Annotated in this window: 15 protein-coding genes; 5 read left to right on the top strand and 10 right to left on the bottom strand. The window is 70.5% G+C overall.

Features of this window, described 5'->3' with window-relative positions; genetic code table 11:
- Nucleotides 1–56: 56 nt before the first annotated feature.
- The 3 genes from ACTOQ2_RS27600 to ACTOQ2_RS27590 form a co-directional block, all read right to left on the bottom strand.
- Nucleotides 57–869: an SAM-dependent methyltransferase gene (locus ACTOQ2_RS27600; RefSeq protein ID WP_440103408.1), complete on the bottom strand. Its 813-nt coding sequence runs from the start codon at nt 867–869 to the stop codon at nt 57–59.
- A gap of 117 nt (nt 870–986) precedes the next feature.
- A complete protein-coding gene (locus ACTOQ2_RS27595; RefSeq protein WP_440068864.1) occupies nt 987–1,619 on the bottom strand; it encodes an IclR family transcriptional regulator in 633 nt (210 codons plus the stop codon).
- Between the two features lie 145 nt (nt 1,620–1,764).
- Nucleotides 1,765–2,424, bottom strand: a complete 660-nt coding sequence (locus ACTOQ2_RS27590; RefSeq protein WP_440103406.1) for a response regulator transcription factor — start codon at nt 2,422–2,424, stop codon at nt 1,765–1,767.
- A gap of 164 nt (nt 2,425–2,588) precedes the next feature.
- On the opposite strand from ACTOQ2_RS27590, the gene ACTOQ2_RS27585 reads away from it, so the two are divergent.
- Nucleotides 2,589–4,469 carry a sensor histidine kinase gene (locus ACTOQ2_RS27585; RefSeq protein ID WP_440103404.1) on the top strand — a complete coding sequence of 627 codons (1,881 nt, stop codon included), beginning with the start codon at nt 2,589–2,591 and terminating at the stop codon, nt 4,467–4,469.
- A gap of 11 nt (nt 4,470–4,480) precedes the next feature.
- On the opposite strand, the gene ACTOQ2_RS27580 is transcribed toward ACTOQ2_RS27585, so the two are convergent.
- A complete protein-coding gene (locus tag ACTOQ2_RS27580; RefSeq protein WP_440103402.1) occupies nt 4,481–5,290 on the bottom strand; it encodes a sensor histidine kinase in 810 nt (269 codons plus the stop codon).
- Nucleotides 5,291–5,729: 439 nt separating this feature from the next.
- Here ACTOQ2_RS27580 and ACTOQ2_RS27575 point away from each other — a divergent pair, with 439 nt between their 5' ends.
- Entirely contained in the window at nt 5,730–7,058 is a 1,329-nt protein-coding gene (locus ACTOQ2_RS27575) for a hypothetical protein (protein ID WP_440103400.1), read from the top strand.
- Nucleotides 7,059–7,086: 28 nt separating this feature from the next.
- Here ACTOQ2_RS27575 and ACTOQ2_RS27570 read toward each other — a convergent pair whose 3' ends face one another.
- The 5 genes from ACTOQ2_RS27570 to ACTOQ2_RS27550 all read right to left on the bottom strand — a co-directional run bounded on the left by ACTOQ2_RS27570 (nt 7,087) and on the right by ACTOQ2_RS27550 (nt 13,126).
- Complete coding sequence (locus ACTOQ2_RS27570; RefSeq protein ID WP_440103399.1) at nt 7,087–8,760, bottom strand: tRNA ligase subunit PheS family protein; 1,674 nt, start codon at nt 8,758–8,760, stop codon at nt 7,087–7,089.
- A 558-nt stretch (nt 8,761–9,318) separates the two neighbouring features.
- Nucleotides 9,319–9,534 carry an EF-hand domain-containing protein gene (locus ACTOQ2_RS27565; RefSeq protein ID WP_362871798.1) on the bottom strand — a complete coding sequence of 72 codons (216 nt, stop codon included), beginning with the start codon at nt 9,532–9,534 and terminating at the stop codon, nt 9,319–9,321.
- Between the two features lie 245 nt (nt 9,535–9,779).
- Nucleotides 9,780–10,136 (bottom strand): four-helix bundle copper-binding protein, encoded by a 357-nt coding sequence (locus ACTOQ2_RS27560; RefSeq protein ID WP_440068853.1) that lies wholly within the window; start codon nt 10,134–10,136, stop codon nt 9,780–9,782.
- Between the two features lie 177 nt (nt 10,137–10,313).
- A complete protein-coding gene (gene secD / locus ACTOQ2_RS27555; RefSeq protein ID WP_440103397.1) occupies nt 10,314–12,590 on the bottom strand; it encodes a protein translocase subunit SecD in 2,277 nt (758 codons plus the stop codon).
- Between the two features lie 149 nt (nt 12,591–12,739).
- Nucleotides 12,740–13,126 (bottom strand): hypothetical protein, encoded by a 387-nt coding sequence (locus ACTOQ2_RS27550; RefSeq protein WP_440103395.1) that lies wholly within the window; start codon nt 13,124–13,126, stop codon nt 12,740–12,742.
- A 117-nt stretch (nt 13,127–13,243) separates the two neighbouring features.
- Here ACTOQ2_RS27550 and ACTOQ2_RS27545 point away from each other — a divergent pair, with 117 nt between their 5' ends.
- Nucleotides 13,244–14,905 carry an alpha-amylase family protein gene (locus tag ACTOQ2_RS27545; protein WP_440103393.1) on the top strand — a complete coding sequence of 554 codons (1,662 nt, stop codon included), beginning with the start codon at nt 13,244–13,246 and terminating at the stop codon, nt 14,903–14,905.
- Between the two features lie 28 nt (nt 14,906–14,933).
- On the opposite strand, the gene ACTOQ2_RS27540 is transcribed toward ACTOQ2_RS27545, so the two are convergent.
- On the bottom strand, nt 14,934–15,575 hold the full coding sequence (locus tag ACTOQ2_RS27540; RefSeq protein ID WP_440103391.1) for a TetR/AcrR family transcriptional regulator: 642 nt from the start codon (nt 15,573–15,575) through the stop codon (nt 14,934–14,936).
- A gap of 80 nt (nt 15,576–15,655) precedes the next feature.
- Between ACTOQ2_RS27540 and ACTOQ2_RS27535 the strand changes: the two genes are divergently transcribed.
- Complete coding sequence (locus tag ACTOQ2_RS27535) at nt 15,656–16,390, top strand: SDR family oxidoreductase (protein WP_440103389.1); 735 nt, start codon at nt 15,656–15,658, stop codon at nt 16,388–16,390.
- 202 nt (nt 16,391–16,592) lie between these two features.
- Nucleotides 16,593–19,673, top strand: coding sequence for an ATP-binding protein (locus tag ACTOQ2_RS27530; protein WP_440103387.1), 3,081 nt, complete (start codon nt 16,593–16,595; stop codon nt 19,671–19,673).
- Nucleotides 19,674–19,888: the final 215 nt, after the last annotated feature.

Raw genomic sequence — 19,888 nt, 5'->3', positions numbered from 1 at the left:
CCCTACCGGCGGGTCCATCGGAGCCCGGCGCGGGGGTACCGCGCCGGCGCCCACGGTCAGGTCTTGCGGCCCACGGCGCAGAACTCGTCCACCTCGCGGTTGCCGCCGACGATCGACGGCCCGGGACGCCAGAGCGGGCACGAGACCACGCCGGGTTCCACCAGCTCCAGGCCCTCGAAGTAGCTCGCGATCTGTTCGGGGCTGCGGAGGGTGTACGGGACCGAGCCGGCCTCGTTCCAGATGGCGATGGCCTTCTCGAACTCCGCGCCGCGGATCACGTTGGTGCCGTCGGCGACCGCCAGGTAGCTGCCGGAGGGCAGGGCGGCCAGCAGCCGGCGCGTGATCGCCCGTCCCTCGTCGATGTCGGTGAGGTGACCCAGGATGTTCATCAGCATGAGCCCGACGGGCTTGTCGAGGTCCAGGGTGGCCTTGGCGGCCTCCAGGATCGCGTCGGGGTCGCGCACGTCGGAGTCGATGTACTCGGTCGCGCCCTCGGGGGTACCGGTCAGCAGGGCGCGGGCGTGCGTCAGCACCATGGGGTCGTTGTCGACGTAGACGACGCGCGCGGCCGGTGCCACCTGCTGGGCGACCTGGTGGGTGTTGTCGACGGTGGGCAGCCCGGTGCCGATGTCGAGGAACTGGCGGATCCCGCCCTCGCCGGCCATGTACCGGACGGCGCGGGAGAGGAACGCCCTGGACGAGCGGGCAATATCCACGATGTCCGGAAAAATCCCGACGAACTGGTCGCCGATTTCACGGTCGACGGCGTAGTTGTCCTTGCCGCCGAGCCAGTAGTTCCAGATCCGGGCGGAGTGGGCCACGCTGGAGTCGATCGGAGTGGGAGTGTGCGGGGAAGGCTCGTCGGGCACGGGGTGCTCTTTCTCTGGCGCCGGAGAGTGAAGATCTTCAGATTGCCATCTTGCCGGTTCTACGCCGCTCTTGGGCGGATTTGTCTGGTTACTTAGTGGTTAACGCTGAAGGAGTCGTCAGGCCAGCGAGCCGGACAGCTCCGCCGCGGCCGCGGCGACCCGGGGGCCCACGGCGTCCGGGTCGAGCGCGGTGAAGGTGACCACGCCCACCGACGCCTCCAGCCAGGGAAGGCCGGGCACGGGGGCGGCGACGCCTCTGGCCCCCTCCTGGAGCTGGCCCTCGGAGACCAGATAGCCGGTACGGCCCGCGCGCAGGGCGAGGATGGCCAGTCCTGCGGCGCCCCGTTCCAGCGGGTGGCGGGAGCCCTCGCGGTAGGCGACGTGCATGTTCGTCCAGGAGGGTTCGACCACCGCCACGGCCAGGCCGTCGTCGCCCTCGGCCACCGTCAGGTGCGCGGTCGCCCCGACCTCCTCCGCCAGCCTGCGCAGGGTGGGCAGGGCGCCCTCCCGCAGCAGCGGCTGCACGGCTCGGGCCAGGACGAGGACCCCGAAGCCCAGGTGGACCCGCCCGTCGCCGTCCCGGCGGACGAAGCCCTCGCTCTGGAGGGTGGTGAGCAGCCGGTACACCGCGGGGCGGCTCAGCTCCAGCTCCGCCGCCAGCTCCGTGGGGGTGCGGCCCCGCCGCCCGTCGGCGAGCAGGCGCAGCAGCCGCAGGCCGCGCTGCAGCGTCTGCGAGGATTCGGCCGGCATCTAGGACGCCCGCTGGGCTGGAAGCATGTCCCGATTATCGCGCGCCGCCCCGGAACGCCCGCCGCCCCGGAACGCCCGCCGGGCCGGAGACATGTCCCGATCATCGTCACCGTCCTCGCGTCCTCCGGCAGGCCCGGCGGGTCTCTCAGCGGGCGTCGAGGAAGGTCAGCACGGCGAGGACGCGGCGATGGTCGTCCTCCGTCCCCGGTATCCGCATCCTGGACAGGATGCTGTGCACGTGCTTCTCGACCGTGCCCTCGGTGATCCACAGTTTGTGCGCTATGCCGGAGTTGGAGCGTCCCTCGGCCATCAGAGCCAGGACCTCCTGCTCGCGCGCGGTGAGGAGTCCCAGCGGGTCGCCCCTGCGGTGGGTCCTGATGAGTTCCCGTACGAGACTCGGGTCGACGACCGAGCCGCCCTGGACGATGCGCTCAAGCGTCTCCACGAAGTCGTCCACCCCGGTCACCCGGCTCTTGAGTAGGTAGCCGACCCGGTGCCCGGTGGCGAGCAGCTCCATCGCCTCCTCCACCTCGATGTGCGCCGACAGCAGCAGGATCCCCGTCTCCGGGAACTCCTCGCGGATCACCCGCGCCGCCTCGATGCCCTCGTTGGAGTGGGTCGGGGGCATCCGGATGTCGAGAATGACGAGCTGGGGCCGGTGCAGCCGGACGAGGGCGAGGATCTCCGCCGCGTCCCCGGCCTGGCCGACGACCTCGAAGCCCGACCGCGACATGAGGCTCGCGACTCCCTCGCGAAAAAGCACGTCGTCGTCCGCCAGCGCTATTCGTACCCGGTCCGCACCCACGGCTCCCGCCCTTTCGCCCTGCACTTCTCTTCGAATTTGATTAAATAAATGGTCACGAGGGGTTAAAAGAATGACATCTCGGAGGTTCGGGCGGCCGTACGTGCGGAGAGCGGTCGGGAAATGGCCGTCAAACCCCTTCCTGACATGCGAGTATCTTAGTCTCCATGCGCGAACGGCTTTTGTCGTTATTGCTGCGCACAAAGCGGCCGCCCCTTTGGCTGGGGATCATCTGCGGCGCTCTGTGTATCGCGGCGGAAGCCGTGCTGTCCCTTTTCCTGGAGCGCGTGACGTCGGGCGACTTCCTCGGAGGGATCTATCTGCTCGGTGTTCTGCTGATCTCGATCCAGTGGGGGCTGGGCCTGGGACTGGCGACCCTGGTGGGCAGCGCCGTCGTCTTCAACTACTTCAACCTCCCGCCCGCGTGGAGCTTCTCGTACGGGACGCGCGGGCTGTGGACCCCGATCCCGATCTTCCTTCTCGTGGGGTTCGCGATCAGCTCGATCGCGGCGCTGGTGCGCTCGCTGAACATCCAGGCGGAGAACCGCCGGCACGAGGTGGATCTCGCTGCGCAACTGGCCCACGTCCTGTTGCGTACCAAGGACCTGAAAACCGCGCTGCCACCGGCCTCGCGTCTGCTGGCACGGGCTCTGGAGGCACCGAACCTGGAGATCCGGCTCGAGGAGCTCCCCGGGGAAGAGCACGGAGAGGCGCTGCCGCTCGTGGAGAACGGCGTCAGGGTCGGCACGCTGGTCCTGCCCGCCGGCGCGCCCGAGCCCGTACGCAGGCGTCTGCGTGAGCGGATGGTGCCGTCCCTGGAGGCGCTGCTGAGGGCGGCCCATGATCGCGAGAACACCGAGACGGTCCTGGCGTCGAGTCGTGACGAGATCCACCGGATCGCGCAGGAGCAGGCGGCGTTGCGGCGGGTCGCGACCCTCGTGGCGCGGGGCATCTCCTCGGCGGAGCTGTTCAACGCGGTCGCCTTCGAGATGGGCTCCCTCATGAAGGCGGATCACGTGGCGATCAACCGCTACGACCCCGGCCACGTGACGGTGCTGGGCTCGTGGAGCTGGCAGGACGGCACGGAGAAGGTGCTGCCCCTCGGCTCGCGGTGGCCACTCAACGAGGTGAGCGTCTCGGCCACCGTGCTGAAGACCGGGCGCCTGACGCGAAAGGGGAGCTACGAGCAGAGCGGCGGAAAGATCGCGACCTGGGTCCGGAAGATGGGAGTCACCTCCACCGTCGGTTCTCCCATCATCGTCGACGGAAGCCTGTGGGGCGTGATGCTCGTGTTCTCCAGCGCCCGGGAGCCGAGGTTCGAGGGGGCGGAGGAACGCATCATGGACTTCACCGAGCTGGTCGCGACCGCCATCTCCAATGCCCAGGCCCGTGCCGATCTCGCCTCCTCCCGCGCCCGCGTCGTCGCCGCGGCCGACGAGACCCGCCGGCGCATCGAGCGCGACCTGCACGACGGAGCCCAGCAGCGCCTGGTCTCGCTCGGGCTGGAGCTACGCGCGGTGGAAGACGGCCTGCCGCCGCCGATGACCGAACTCAGGGAACAGCTGTCCCGGGCGGTCCAGGGACTGAACGGGGTCGTGAACGATCTGCAGGAGCTCTCACGGGGCATCCACCCGGCGATCCTCTCGAAGGGCGGGCTCGTGCCCGCGCTGAAGGCGCTCGCACGCCGCTCCGCCCTTCCCGTCGAACTCGAACTGGAGTCCGTCCCACCTCTGCCGGAGCACGTCGAGGTGGCCCTCTACTACACGGCCGCGGAAGCGCTGACCAACGTGGCGAAGCACGCGAACGCCTCCGTGGTGTACGTCACCCTGGACATGGCCGGAGCGGCCGTCCGGCTCTCGATCCGCGACGACGGGTGTGGAGGAGCCGACTACGGCAAGGGGTCGGGGCTCATCGGGCTCAAGGACCGCGTCGAGACGCTCGGCGGCAGGCTGCGGGTCGCGAGCTCCGCGGAGGAGGGGACGTCGCTCTCCGTGGTGATACCGATAGTGATGACACCGATCGAGACGGTTTCGGCTGATCATTCCTGATATCGGCGATATCAGGAATGTTCTGGCAGCTCATGGACGGCGAGGGGTAGGCGGAGGACGAACCGCGCGCCACCGGTGCTGGAGTCCTCCACGTCGATGGTCCCTCGGTGGGACTCGGCGATGTCACGGGCGATCGTGAGGCCGAGCCCGGTGCCTCCTCGGTTCCGGCAGCGGGCGGTGTCCAGCCGGGTGAACCGCTCGAAGACCCTCTCCCGGTCGGCGGCGGCGATGCCGTCACCGTCGTCGGTGACGGCCAGCTCGCCGTACCGGCCGTTCCGGCACACCTCGACCAGCACCGCGTGCCTGGCGTGGCGCTGGGCGTTGTCCAGGAGATTGGCGAGGAGGCGGGTGATCTCGGCGTCGATGACGTTCGCCCGCACCCCGGGGGCGAGCCGAAGCCGTACGGGGACACCGTTATCGCGCCGCGAGATCGCGGCGCGGACCATCTCTCCCAGGTCCACGTTGACGAACGCGTCAGGCGTGTGCGCCCCCACTTTCGCCAGCACCAGCAGGTCGGTGACGATCCTCTGGAGCCGGTCGACGCCCTCCAGCGCGTCTGCCAGGAGCTCGTCCAGATCCGTCTCGTCGGGATGCAGCCGCGCCTCTTCCAGGAGCGTTCTGAGCCCGGCGATCGGGGTGAACAGCTCGTGGGAGGCGTCGGACACGAATCGCCGCTGCTGGATCAGCGACTGGTCGACCCGGCTTCTGGCGCTCTCCAGCCGTTTCAGCAGGTTGCCGGTGGCCAGGGCGAGATGCATGATCTCGTCCGCCCTGGGAAGGCCGTGGAACCCGTTGCTCAGATCCTTGGTGTGCGGTGACATGAGGATCCGTTTCGAGATGTGTTGATCGGTGCGCTCCCGTCGACGGCGACGGGGTTTCTCGTCGGCGGTTCGACGGCCGGGGGGAGCCCTCCCGCCTCTGGACAGTTGTTCACCACATCATGATGTCGTTTTTGCCGCCCGTCGTCTGCGCTGGCAGCCTCCGTTTGGTCCTTCATGCCAGCGGGGCCTCCGGTATTACCGCTAGCCGCAATGCCCCGGCGCCCTCACCCGAGTATGATCCGCCGCCCGAGCCGGGCCGGCTCACCGCGGCACGGCGGTGGTGTGAAGGGTGACGGCCGGGTACGGGTCCGGCGGGAGACGGCGGAGATAGCGGAGATATCGGAATGCTGATGATTCCTTGACTGGGGCTGTCGAGCCCATCGTGATCTGGGTAAAGTGCGGATCGATCGTTTTGACCAGCTTTCGGGGAGTTCAGGACATGCGACTTACTCTGCGCCGGGCTCTCGCCGTGAGCGCCACGCTCGCGCTCGTCGGTGTCATGACGCCCGGGGCCGCATACTCGCAGGACGATCCCCGCAGCTGTAACGACCTGCTGGGAGCCGACACCCCGGCCTACGTCGTGTGCCACTGGCTGGCCAAGCCGGAGGAGGCCCTCGGCGTCGCGCTGTTCTGGGGTGCCGACGACGGGGCCCACCTCAAGGAGGCCACCCCGAGCGACGGCAAGTTCCTCGACTGCTCGGCCGCCGGATCGGTCTGCCCGGAGGCGCCCGGCGGCGGCTCCGAGGGCGACGAGAACTCGCCCTTCCCCGAAGGGGCCGGAGACGGTGGCGCGCCCGACTGCGAGGCCGGCCAGCAGTGCGCGGTCGACGGGCACGGCGAGGGCGGCGACGGCACGGTCGCCGGGGACGAGCAGACCGGCGCCTCCACCCCGGCGCCGACCCCCACCCCCACGGGCGCCCAGGACCCCGCGGCCGCCGCCGCGGCGCAGACTCCCGCCGGCCAGGCGATCACCGCGGCGAAGGCCGTACAGCTGAGGGTCTGGATCGACACCGAGCTGGCCGACGACTGGAAGGCCGGCACCGAGACCTTCACCGCCGCCGTCAAGCGCATCGGCGCGCTGGCCGCGCGCCCGGAGGTGGCGGGCATCCGGTTCACCTCCCAGCTGGGCTACAACACCACGTTCAAGACCGACGCGGAGATCACCGCGTTCGTCACCGCGGCCTCCGACGCCCTCCGCCAGGCCGCGCCCGGCAAGCGGCTGGGCATCCACACGGTGGTGCCCGAGCTCGCCTGCGGCGCGAACGACACCTGCAAGGCCGAGATGCGCAAGCGGTACCCGCTGCTCGCTCCCGAGAAGATCGAGTCTCCCCTGATCGCGGGCCGCGTCGACCAGCTCTCCCTGGACAGCGGCCTGCTGTACGGCGGCTACGACGCCTGGAAGATCAACGCCGAGCAGGCCCACCTCAACCAGTGGATCCAGGTCCGCGCCCGTTCGTGGGACGTCCTGGCCCAGGTCGCCGCCGAGGAGACCGGGCTCGTCGGCCAGGTGACCGACGCCAAGATCGCCTCACGTCTGTCGGCGCCCGTCAAGGACGGCGGCGCCCAGCAGGTGAACGTGTGGACCAGCGTCCAGAACGCCCAGGGCGCGGTGAACCGGCTGACCGCCTGGGACCAGCTGAAGAAGCTCCTCCCGATCCAGCGCCGCCTGGCCGGCGTCTACAACCCGGCCAGTCCCGAGACGGACATGACCACCGACCTCAAGAAGCTCTCCGAGGTCTTCGGCCAGATCTATCTCACGACCGTCTGACGCCCCCGCCGGCGGGCCGCCTCGGGAGTCACCTGCTCCCGAGGTCGGTGAGGTGCTCCATCGCGGTGAGGTCGATCTCCATGGCGCTCGTCCTCGGGGGCAGGCCCAGGGCCTGAACCGTACCGGCGCGCAGCTCGCCCGCGTGGCCCAGCACGGCCCCCCCGACGAGCAGTTCCAGGCAGCGTCCAGGCAGCCAGGGTGCGTACTCGGTGGGCCGGGTGACCAGTCCGGCCCCCATGATGTGCGCCGCCGTACGCGCGGCGTCGACCGCGCGGGCCCATGACGACTCGCCGGTCAGGGCGGCGGCGAGGTGGCGAGGCTGGGCGGGGATGGCGGTGTTCAGCGCGTCGAGCTGGTCGTCGGTGGGGCGGCGGTCCGCCCGGGGAACGGGCGGGAGGTCGCCGCTCGCGGGCGGTACGAAGACCGTCCCCTGCTCGAAGAGCGCCGGGGCGGGGTTTCCCCGGGTGAGGTTGAGACCCAGCGCGGCCAGCAGCCCGGGGAGAAGCGTGGTGCGCAGTGACGGCTCGCGCGGGCTGATCGGGTTCGTGAGCGTCAGCGCGGCGCGGCGCGGGTCGTCGGGCGCCAGGCCGAAGGCGTCCCACGCGGCGTCGCAGACGAAGGGAAAACACGGCGTCTCGACGTATCCCGCTCCCGCCAGCGCGTGCCCGATCCGCCGCCGCAGGTTCTGTGACCGGGTGAGCCCTCCACCGGCCTCCCGTCTCCGCGCGGCCCTGGCAGCGTGGCCGCGCGCGAGCGGGATGGTCTCCATGTCGGGCACGGCCCGCGCGGCCGGCACGGCTCGCGTCGGGGGCGTGGCCCGGGGAAGGGGCCTGGGCCGCGGTCTGCCGGGGGCGAACTCGTCCATCCCGAGGGGGAAGCGGACGTCGCCGTCGACGACGTCGCGCATGTCCTTCAGCCCGTGCCGCAGCATCAGCGTTCGCTCGACGCCCATGCCGAAGGCGAAGGCGCCGTACCTGTGCGGATCGACACCGCAGGCCGCCAGCACCCGGGGATGGACCATGCCGCACCCGCCCCACTCGATCCATCCCTCGCCGCCGCAGGTCCCGCACGGGTCCGCGGGAGCGTCTCCGGCGGCGCCTTCCCGAGGGACCTCGGCGCGGTCCTCCGCGCCGGTGCCACGGCAGACCGCGCACTCCACGTCCACCTCCGCCGACGGGTCGGTGTAGGCGAAGCGGTGGGTGCGAAGCCGGGTCACCGTGCCGCCGCCGAACACGGAGGCGGCGAAGTGGTCGAGGGTCTTCTTCAGGTCGACCATGGTGAGGCCCAGGTCGACGGCGAGGCCCTCGACCTGGTGGAACACCGGGCTGTGGGTGGCGTCGGCCGGGTCGGGACGGTAGGCGCGGCCCGTGCAGACCACCCGCAGGGGAGGGGGCGTGCCGAGCATCGCCCTCACCTGCACCGGTGAGGTGTGCGTGCGCAGCACGAGACCCGACCTCCGGCCGGGGGCCGAGGGGTGCTCGACGTAGAAGGTGCGTTCGGGGGCGCGGGAGGGGTGGCGGTCGTCCATGTTGAGGGCGTCGAAGCTGAACCACTCGGCCTCGACCTCGGGCCCCTCGGCGACACGGTAACCGAGGTCGAGGAAGACGTCGGTCATCTGCTCGGCCATGACGGTCACCGGATGCCGGGCACCACGCGAGTCATGCGGCGCGCTCCCGGCGCGGCCGCTGGATGCGCTCCTCATTATCTGCCCTCTTCCTCTGTGAGGCCTCCCGAGCAGGCCGGCCCCCGAGGCGGTCAGGCGAAAGACGCCGGATCGCCTTCCGGCCGGGACGTGACGGGAAGCGAGCGGAAGCGCGGATCGTGGCGACCGGACGGCCTCACGCGCGAGACGCGAGATCGCCTTCTGAAAGGGATCGGCGTGCGACGACCGTTCGGGAACGTCGGTGTTCACACGTCGATCCGAGCCTTCGCTACGCTGTGCGCTCATATGACTACCCAAAGTTATTGTGCGGTCAATGGCGCGTCAACATGCCACCAGGTCGGTGGCGAGTCGGTGGCGAGGCAGGCCGGGGGCGCCCCGGCCGTGCGCGAGGGGGGTGGCGGCGTACGCCGGCTTTCCCGGCAGGGGGTTTCGGCCGGGATCAGCGAGGCCGGGGGCGGCGGGCCGGGGTCGGTTTGCGGTGAGGGTGGCTGGACCGGATCCGATCGGGGTGCCCGGCCCGGGGACGGGCGGGATGCCTCGATCGGATCCGGTTCGCAGGCCGGTCCGGTCTGAGGAGTCCGGATCGGGGCCGGAAGGTCAGCCCGCCCGGGTCTGGGCGAGGTATCCGGCGAACTCCTCCAGGGAGATGAGGCCGTCGCCGTCCTGGTCGATCCTGGCGACGGCCGCCGCGGCCGCCTCCGGGGTGATCGGCTGGCCGAGCACCTCCATGAGCCTCGTCAGCTCGGGAACCGAGATGAGGCCGTCACCGTCAACATCAACGATCTTGAAAGTCGTCGCGTAGTCGTCCGCCACGATTGCATCCGCCTTCGGCAGCAGGGAAATCAGACGCCAAGCACACTAGCGGGATTCGAGGCGCGGTCTCCTGCTGAAAGCGGAGGATTCCTGTTGTTCCGGTCATGGCGGGGGCGCCGCCGATCGGATCGGCGGCGCCCCTTTCACTCTCTTTCACCTTCTGTTCCGCCATGTCGCCCCGCGTCCCGTTCACGTCATCCCTCTACCGACGTGGACGGCCCGGCGAAGACCGGCCGGACGGTCGTTCAGGCTCGCGCGCCGACCATGGCCTGGCAGGCCTCGACGCACATCCGGCACGCGTTGGCGCACTCCTTCATCATGGAGTCGTCGCCCATGGACATGCACGCCTCGGCGCACTTGCTCGCCACCTTCGCGCACATCGCGGCCATCTCCATCGCCATCGGCGACTGGCGCATCATCATGTCCGCGCACATGCGGGTCATGTCGGCGCAGTCCATGAGCGGGCCCATCATCGCCATGTCGGCGTGCCGGCCCCCCTGCATGAGGCAGTAGGTCATGGTCTGCTCGCAACGGCTGTGGCTCTCCATGCACGCATCGATGCTCTTCTGCATCTGAGGGCTCATCTTGACCGCGTGGCTCATGCTTTCTCCCCGTTTTCGTGACCGTCCTGCTTCAACGGCCGAAGATCTCGCAACAGTGTTGTGCCCCTGTCGAGGACCCTTGCCAGCCGAGGAGTTCTGCCTTTAGTCCCAGATGGCAATAGTTTTGTGTATAAATTCACCCATCATTTGTAGGGTTAGTAGGAAAGGCGGAGGCGATCAGATCACCGCGCCCGAGCCCTGGCGGGCCGGGGCCGGCCCCCTCCGCTTGGGCCGGGGCGGGGCGGTGGGCCTGCGCCGCTCCAGCTCGATCGCGAGCGGCGCCGCGACCAGCGCGGAGGAGAGCGTGCCGACGACGATCCCGATCAGCAGCGCCACCGCGAAGTCGGTCAGCGAGTCACCGCCGAGCACCGCCAGCGCGGCCAGGATGAACAGCGCGCCCAGGCCGGTGTTGACCGTACGGGGGACGGTCTGCAGGATCGCGGTGTTCGTCACCTCGGCGAACGGGGCCTTCGGCCGCGCACCCCACAGCTCGCGGACCCGGTCGAAGACCACGACCTTGTCGTTGACGGAGTAGCCGATCACGGTGAGCATCGCGGCCAGGAACACCCCGTCCACCGGCTTGCCCAGCCACGCGAACGCGCCGATCACTATCGCCGCGTCGGCCACCAGGGCCAGCACCGTCGCCAGCCCGAACGTCCAGCGGAACCGGAAGGCGAGATAGGCGAGCTGCGCGGCGAGCGCGACCCCCAGCGCGATCAGCGCGTTGCGGCGCAGCTCGTCCCCGAGGCTCGGCCCGATGAGCTCGTCGCGCTGCTTGGTGACCGACGCGCCCCCGCTCTCCAGCGCGCTCTCGATCCGCACCACGTCGGCGGGACTGATCTGACCGGCCCGTACGGAGATGTCCTCGCCGGAGGACTGCACCACCGCGTTGGGGAACCCGGCGTCGCTGACGAGCTCGCGGGCGGCGTCGGCGGTCATCGGGGTGCTCGTGGAGTACTCCACGAGCCTGCCTCCGGTGAACTCCACACCGAAGTCGAGTCCCCGCACCGCGACCCCTGCCACGGACGCGGCCACCAGCACGCAGGTGACCAGGAAATACACCGCGCGGCGGCCCATCAGGTCGGGCTTGTGCGCGTTCAGCCAGGTGCGGACGCGCCCGATGTCGGACAGGCCGGTCAGCCTGGGCCGCGAGGAGACGGCCTGGAGGCTAACCGCCCACTGGGCGAGGACGCGCGTGATGACCATCGCGGTGATCAGCGAGGCGATCACACCGATGCTCAGCGTGACACCGAAGCCGCGTACCGGTCCGGACGCCAGGAAGAACAGCAGTCCGGCGGCGAGCAGCGTGGTGATGTTGGAGTCGGCCACCGCGCTCCACGCGTTGCGGAAGCCCTTCTCCAGCGCGCCCCGCAACCCCGGCTCTGTCGCGTACTCCTCCCGCGCCCGTTCGAAGACCAGCACGTTGGCGTCGACCGCCATGCCGATCGCCAGGACGAAGCCGGCCAGTCCCGGCAGGGTGAGCGTGGCGCCGAGTCCCACCAGCGCCGCGTACGAGATCAGCGCGTAGCAGGCCAGGGCGAAGGCGGCGATGAGGCCCACCAGCCGGTAGGTCACGACGATGAACAGCGCGGTGAGCGCGATGCCGATCACCGCGGCCCAGGCGCTGGCCGTGATCGCGGCGGCGCCGAGCGTCGGGCCGACGGTCCGCTGCTCGATGATCTCGACGGGCACCGGCAGCGAGCCGCCCTTGATCAGCAGGGCCAGGTCGGCGGCCTCCTCCGCGGTGAAGGTGCCGGTGATCTGGGTGGAGCCGCCGGGCAGGCCGACGTCGCAGGCCACGTCCTCGTTCACCTGGGGGGAGACGATCACCTTGGAGTCGAGCACGATGGCGACCCGCCGTTTGGGGTCGCCCGCCGGGTTGCAGGCGGCCTGGCCGGTCAGCTCGGCCCACTCCGCCCGGCCGCTGTCGCGGAAGTCGACGGTGACGAACCAGCCGCTGCCCTGCTGGGCGTCGATCCCCGCCTCGGCGCCGCTGACGCCGTCACCGGTGAGGGCGGCCGGTCCGATGTGCAGCGCGCCGCCACTCTCGTCGGGCAGGATCTGTTCGCCCTTCCCCGGTTTGGTGCCGGCCGCCGGGTCGGGGACGCCGAGGACCGGGTGGAAGGTGAGCTGCGCGGTCTTGCCGATGACCTCGGCGGCCTTGGTCGGATCCTGCACGCCGGGCAGTTCCACGATGATGCGCCGCTCGCCCGAACGGGCCAGCGGCGCGTCCGCCACGCCCAGGCCGTCGGCCCGGCGGCGGAGCACCTCGAGGGTGCGGTCGGTGGCCGCGGCGTCGGCCTTGACGGTCGGTGAGTCTCTGGTCTCCAGTACGAGCTGGGTGCCGCCGCGCAGATCGAGGCCGAGGCGCGGCGACATGGTCAGGGCGATGAACAGCGAGGTGGCGATGACGGCGAACGCCGCCACCGCGCGTACCACCGGGGCACGCGACATGGGAGCCTCCACAGGCTGGGGAACTGTCCTCGGGGATGCCGGAGGGGCCGGTCTTTCCAGGACGCCGGCATGCTTCGCGTACGGCGGCTTTCCGGTACGGGAAAGGCGTTTTCCGGTACGGCGAAGGCCCGGAGCGGCTCCGGGACGGTTCAGCCGGCGGCGGAGGCGGGCGGCGCGCGCCCCGGCCTGACGAGCAGGGCCGCGAGCGGGCGGGTGTCGTCGTCGCGGGCCGGGCGCGAGTCCAGGCCGGTGGCGAGGGAGAGGTGCCGCAGGTCCGCCGGCGGGGTCGCGAGCGGATGGCCGCCCCCGCCCCCCAGGCCGATCCCGGTGGCGGAGAGGCCGGTGACGAGGGCGTTCCTGTGCCCGCCGTCGGAGGCCGGGCGAGAGAGCCGCTGGTGCTCGCCGGAGGACTGGGTGACGGTGGTGTGCCGCAGGAGGACGGTGGCGCCGCCCCCGCTCAACCCGCCGGAGACGAGCAGCGGCAGCAGCAGGGCCAGCAGCCAGCCGAAGGGCGCGCCGCGCCTCAGCTGTCGCATGATCTCCTCCTGGCCGTCCCGTCCACCGTAACGCGCCGGGGGCTCGCCGACCTCTCCGGCGCCGGCCCAATGTCGGTGTTGTCTCATAAAAACGTCAAGGGAGGGTAGTGCGCACGCATGCGACTCACCTATACGGCTGATCTGTGGTGGAAGAACGCCGTCGTCTACTGCCTGGACGTCGAGACCTACAAGGACGGGAACGGTGACGGCATCGGTGACTTCCGGGGCCTCACCCAGCAGATCGACCACCTGGACCGGCTCGGGGTGACCTGTATCTGGCTGATGCCGTTCTTTCCCAGCCCCAGCCGCGACGACGGCTACGACATCAGCGACTTCTACTCGGTCGACCCCCGGCTGGGCACCCTTGGCGACTTCGTGGAGTTCATGCGCACCGCCAGGGACCGCGGCATGCGGGTGATCGCCGACCTGGTGGTCAACCACACCTCCGACGAGCACCCCTGGTTCAAGGAGGCCCGCGCCGGCCGCGACTCTCCCAAGCGCGACTGGTACGTCTGGCAGGACGAGCCGGAACCCGTCGACCCCAAGGCGATCGTCTTCCCCGACAAGGAGGACAGCCTCTGGGAGCTGGACAAGAAGACCGGCCAGTACTACTACCACAGCTTCTACAAGTTCCAGCCCGACCTGAACACGGCGAATCCGCAGGTCCGCGACGAGATCGCGCGCATTCTCGGCTTCTGGATGGAACTCGGCCTGTCCGGCTTCCGGGTGGACGCGGTGCCGTTCCTGATCGAGGGCATCGGCGGCGACCCGCACGAGTTCCTCGCCGACCTGCGCGCCTTCATGAACCGCCGCGACGGCGCCTCGATCCTGCTGGGCGAGGTCAACCTGCCCTACCCGGACCTGATGAAGTACTTCGGCGACGCGGACAACGGCGACGAGGTCACCCTGTGCTTCGACTTCATCGCCATGCAGCGCTTCCACCTGTCGATGGCCCGCCAGAACCCGGAGGCCCTCGCCGAGGCCCTGCGCGACCGGCCGGAACCGCCCGACGACTCCCAGTGGGCGATGTTCGTCCGCAACCACGACGAGCTGACCCTGGACAAGCTCACCGAGGCGCAGAAGCACGAGGTCTTCGACGCCTTCGGCCCGGAGAAGAGCATGCAGGTGTACGACCGGGGCCTGCGCCGCCGCCTCCCCCCGATGCTCGGCGGCGACCTGCGGCGGCTCAAGCTGGCCTACAGCGTGCTGTTCTCCCTGCCGGGCACCCCGGTGCTCTTCTACGGCGAGGAGATCGGTCTCGGCGAGAACCTGAAGGCCGAGGGCCGGATGGCGGTCCGGGTCCCGATGCAGTGGTCGGCCGGAGGCGGCTTCTCGCCCGATCCGAAGACCAAGGTCACCTCGCCCACCGGCAAGTTCGGCCCGCGCAACGTCAACGTCGCCGACCAGCGCCGCGACCCCGACTCGCTGCTCAGCTGGATCAAGCTCCTGGTCGAGCGCTACCGGGAGTCGCCCGAGCTGGCCTGGGGCGCGTACGAGATCCTGGACGCCGGTGACGTGGCCGTGCTGGCCCACCGGGCCGACGCCGAGGGCGGCACCGTGGTCGCCGTCCACAACTTCGCCGACCGCGAGGCGAAGGTGGATCTCGTGCTCGAAAAGCTCGGCGGCTGCGAGACGCTGGTCGACCTGCTGGTGGACGGCACCCTCGACCTGCCCTCCGACGGCCGGGTGAGGTTCACGCTGGAGCCGTACGGCACCCGCTGGCTCCGCGCCTCCGTTCCCGACGCGGCCCCGGAGGACACCTCGGCCAAGAGCGGGTGACCCGGCCCGGGGATCACCCCCGGCCGCGTCAGGGGTGCCCGTCCGGAGCGTCTCGCCGGGCGGGAGGGTGCTCGTCCGGAGTGCCCTCCCGTTCCCCCGGCCAGGCGAGCATCGCGAGCTCGGCGATCCGTTCCAGATTCCGCCGGGTCGCGCCGTCGCGGGCCTGGGCGGACATGCCCTGGATCGTGGCCGCGTAGAACAGGGCGAGAGCTCCGGCGTCGGTGCCCTCGGGGAGCAGGCCCGCCGCCACGTCCGAGGCGATGCGCGCCGTGAGCGCGGCCTTGGCGGCCTCCCTGATCCCGCGCATCGCCTCCCGCACGTCGGCCGACTCCGGGCCGACGTTGACCGCCGCGCTGAAGATCAGGCAGCCCGGCGGGTGCCCGGGGCCGGTGTAGTTGGCCGCCGCCTCGCGCAGCATCCTGGAGATCGCCGCCCGCGCGGTCGGCTCCTCGGCCAGCGCCCGCGAGGAGAAGTCGTACCTCCTGTAGCGCTCGACGACCTCCTCGAACAGGTGCCGCTTGTCGCCGAAGGCGGCGTACAGGCTGGGCGGGCGGATGCCCATCGCGGCGGTGAGCGAGGCGATGGAGGTGGCCTCGTAGCCGTGCCGCCAGAACTCCAGCAGCGCTGTCTCCAGCGCGGTGTCGCGGTCGAAGGCTCGTTTCCTGCTCACCGGAGCATTGTATAGCGAACGCTACAAAACCCTGCTACGGTTCGATTTTGTAGCGATCGCTATAAAACCTGGGAGGCGATGTGAGAACCGCGCTGGTGACGGGTGCGAGCAGGGGGATCGGCAGGGCGATCGCCCTGCGGCTCGGGCGCGAGGAGGTCCGGGTGGCCGTCCACTACGCCAGGGACGAGGCGGCGGCCCGGGAGGTCGTGACGGCGATCACCGAGGCCGGGGGAGAGGCGTTCCCCGTCCGGGCGGAACTCGGTGTGGCGGGGGACGTGGAGACGCTCTTCACCGCCCTGGAAAAGGAGGTGGACGGGCTCGACATCCTCGTCAACAACGCGGGGATCATCGTCCCCGGCGGCATCTCGGAGGTCACGCCCGAGGCGTACGACAGGATGTTCGCCGTCAACGTCAGGGCGCCGTTCTTCATCATCCAGCGGGCGCTGCCCCTCCTGCGCGACGGCGGGCGCGTCGTCACCATCAGCTCCGGCGTGACCAGGATCGCCTTCCCCCAGAGTCCCGCCTACGTCGCGACCAAGGGGGCGATGGAGGTGCTGAACCGGACGCTGGCCAAGGAACTCGGTTCGCGCGGGATCACGGTGAACTCGGTCTCGCCGGGCATCACCGACACCGACATGAACGCGGGCTGGCTGCGCGGCGACCCGGGGGCACAGGCGTACGCGGCCGGGCAGTCCGCCCTCGCCAGGGTCGGCGCCCCGGAGGACGTCGCCGACGTCGTCGCCTTCGTGGTCTCCGACGACGCCCGCTGGGTCACCGGGACCACCCTCGACGCCACCGGCGGCTCCGTGCTCTGAGCCGTCTCCGGCTCCTCGCGACCTCGGGGCTTCGGGTCCCGAGTTTCGCACGACCTCTCAGAAGAAGGACCGTGCGAAATGCGCCGGTGACATGCTGTGAAAATCGCTAAACTGTTTTTTTCTCCGGCTGTGGCCGATCGGAAGTGAATTGATCGCTGTGGCCTGTCCCGTGCGGCGCGTTCAAGGAACGTGAGGAGCGGAAATGGCCCGTCCGGACTCCGACGACCATCTTCGGCGCCAGCTGCGCACCTTACAGCGGGTCGTGGGCGGACCTACCGACGCGACGCTGGCTCGCCGTAGCGGGGTCGCGGCGGCCACGTTCTCCGAGGTGATGGCCGGCAAACGGCGACTGCGGGACGAATTCGTCGCGAAGGTCGTCGCGGGCTGCGTGGCCTGTGCCCGCGCCGCGGGGAGGGGCGCCCTCGATGAGCGGCACGTTCTGCAAGCACTGCGACTGCCTGGTCACACCGCCGCGGACAATGGCATCTTCGAACGCGACGACGATCTGAATTCCTGTTCATCGTCGCTCGACGACGTCCGCAGAAGGGCGGGGGCCACGATCGTGGTCGAGGGCCCGGCGGGAATCGGCAAGTCCGAACTGCTGGCGCGGGTGTGCTCGGAAAGCGCCGTGCGTGGGATCACTCCCCTGGTGGTGCGCGGCAATCAACTCGATCAGACGATGGCCTTCTGCGGCGTCCGAACGCTGCTCGGCCGCTGGGCGGCCGGTCACAGTGGCCAGGATCGGCAGCGTCTGTTCGCCGGCGCCGCCGCGTTCGCGCGGGTACCGCTCGGCCTGCCGCATACGCGGCGAGGGGGCTCGATGATCGGCTTGACCGAAGCCCTGTACTGGCTCCTGGTCAACGCCACCGACCCCGCCGGACGCGACGACGCGCTGCTGCTGGCCGTCGACGACGCGCACTGGCTGGACGAGGAGTCGCTGAACTGGCTGGAGTTTCTCAGCGACAGGCTGGCCGGACTGCCTGTCGTTTTGTTGCTCGCCTGCCGGCCGGACGAGCCCACGACGTCTCCGGCGCTCACCCGCATCATCCTGCGCGCGACCTCGATCATCCGGCCCCGGCCGCTCAGCCTGGACGCCGTGCGTGCCATCGTCGACCGCAGCCTCGGGCGGCGGGGCGGCCCTCCCGACGAGACGTTCTGCTCGGCCTTCCACCAGCACAGCGGCGGCAATCCGTTCTATCTGCGGTGGATGCTCGATCTGGCCCACGAGCGCCGGCTCGCGCCGACGGCCGAGTCCGCCACGCGCGTCGCTCGCCTCATACCTCGCCAGGTCGTGGTCCACCTCAACGAGCGGCTGAGCATGCTGGGGCCGTCGGCGGGGCGGCTGGCCCGTACGATCGCCGTGCTCGGCCCCGGTATCCAGCTTGACCAGGCCGTACGTCTCGCGGGACTGACCTCTGAGGAAGGTGGGCGCGAATACGACCGGCTCTGCAGGGCCGCGATCCTGGCCGACCGGTCCAGTGTCGACTTCCGGCACCCGATCATCCGAAGCGCGGTCTACGACGCCATCGACCCCTCGCAGCGCAGCGACACCCATCTCGCGGCGGCAAGGCTGCTGCACCATGCCGATGCCGGCCTCGAGACGGTGGCTGCTCACCTGCTGCGGGTCAACACCGCGGGCGATCCCTGGGTGGTCGACCGGCTGGCCGCCGCAGCCGCCGAGGCGATGAGCTCCGGCCTGGCAGGCACGGCGGCCCGCTACCTCGGGCGCGCGGTCGCCGAGCCGCCCCCGCCCGGCCGGCGTTGCCAGGTACGAATGCGCTACGGGCAGGCGCTGGCGCTGGGCGAGGTGGCCACGGCCATCCCCGAACTGCTCGCCGCCCGCAAGCATGCCGCCGATGACGCCCAGGGCGTCGAGGCGGCGATCGCGCTCGCCAAGGCGTACAGCTACGCCAACCGGCTCGGCGACGCCGTCCGATCCCTCGACCGGGCACTGGACGGTTGCCGTGACGACGCTCTGCGTGACCGCCTGCGGGCAGAGCAGTTGTTGTGGGCGACATGGTGGGCCGACGACCCGCACCGGCCCGACCGCATGCTGCTGCTCGACCGGGCCGCCCCACCGCTGTCCGGCACCGGCCACGTGGAGCGTCTGCTCATCGCCACGCACGCATGGAGCCTGGTGCTGCGCGGTGAGCCGCGGACCGCCGCGGCGGAGGCCATCCGGCCCGTGCTCCGGAACGGTGTGTCGTTCGCCGACCTCGACCAGGGCATGGAGGTGGGTACCATGACCGGATTCGTCCACCTGTACTCCGACGACCTCTCGATGGCCGGACGTCTGTTCGAGCAGGCGATGGAAGAGTTCGACCGCAACGGCTGGCGCGGTACCCATCTCACGTTCACCCGTGCCCATGTGGCGAACGTGGCTCTGCGGGAGGGAAGACTCGCTGACGCGGTCGCCGACGCCGAGATCGCGTTGCGCCTGGCCGACCGCACCGGTCCCGGAACGCCCGGGGAGCAGTTCGCCACCGGCACCCTGATCGAGGCATTGCTCGCGCGTGGCGACGTCGAGCGTGCGCAGGCGGTGTGCGGCGACCGCGAGTACGGCACGTCCTTGGCCGACGCGCTGGTGCTCCCGGTGCCGAACGCCGTTCGAGCCGCCCTTCAACTCGCGCGCGGTCAGACCGCCGGTGCCGCCGCCACTCTGCGCCGGGTCGGGCAGTGGCTCGAAAACGCGTGCCTGCTCAACCCGTCCATGTGCCTGTGGCGCTTCGATCTCGGCCGGGCGTTGCGACACTCCGCGCCGGACCAGGCCCGCGAGGTCGTGGCCGTCGGGATGCGGCGAGCGGATCGATTCGGCGGCGAGCTGGCCCGTGCGCGAGCCCTGCGGACCCTCGCCGTGTTGCAGCCGGACTCGGCCGCGGAGCTTCTTGAGGAGGCGATCCGGATCTTGCGCCCCACGCCGCACCGCCTCGAACAGGCCCACGCTCTCGCCGAACTCGGCACAGCCCTGACCCGGAGCGATCACGATGCCCGCGTTCTGCTGTCCGAGGCACTGACACTGGCCGAGGAGTGCGGCGCCGTGTCGCTCGGCGACGCCGTCGCGCGGCGGCTCGGGTCCGCTTCTCGCCTCCGGCGCCGGCGGGTGAACGCCCTGGACCCGTGTCGGCAACGCATCGCCCGGCTCGCCGCGGACGGGCACTCCAAGTCCGAGATCGCCTACAGCATGGTCCTCGACCTGGACACGGTCACCACGCTCCTCCGCGAAGCACACGACGTCCTCGGAGTCGACTCGCTCGCGGAACTGCGCCGTGCCCTGACGCCGTGAGCGTCATGGCGGGACCGTGATCGCCACCACCCTCCGGGGCCGGTACGGCCCCTGTCTTCGGGTGCCGGAAACGTTCGGTTATTCGGCGGCGATGGCGGAGCCCCGGCGCGGCCGGTGAAATGAGTCATCCGGTGACCGCGCCTCGCGGACCGGAACTCTTCGAAGGCGAAACGGACCCCGTAACGGTTCCTCCTGTCGTCTCCACGACCAAGGGA

The organism is Streptosporangium sp. H16 (assembly GCF_051918855.1).
Taxonomy (GTDB): domain Bacteria; phylum Actinomycetota; class Actinomycetes; order Streptosporangiales; family Streptosporangiaceae; genus Streptosporangium.
The sequence above is the reverse complement of the archived record's forward strand: the minus strand, read 5'-3'. Positions and strand labels throughout refer to the sequence as shown.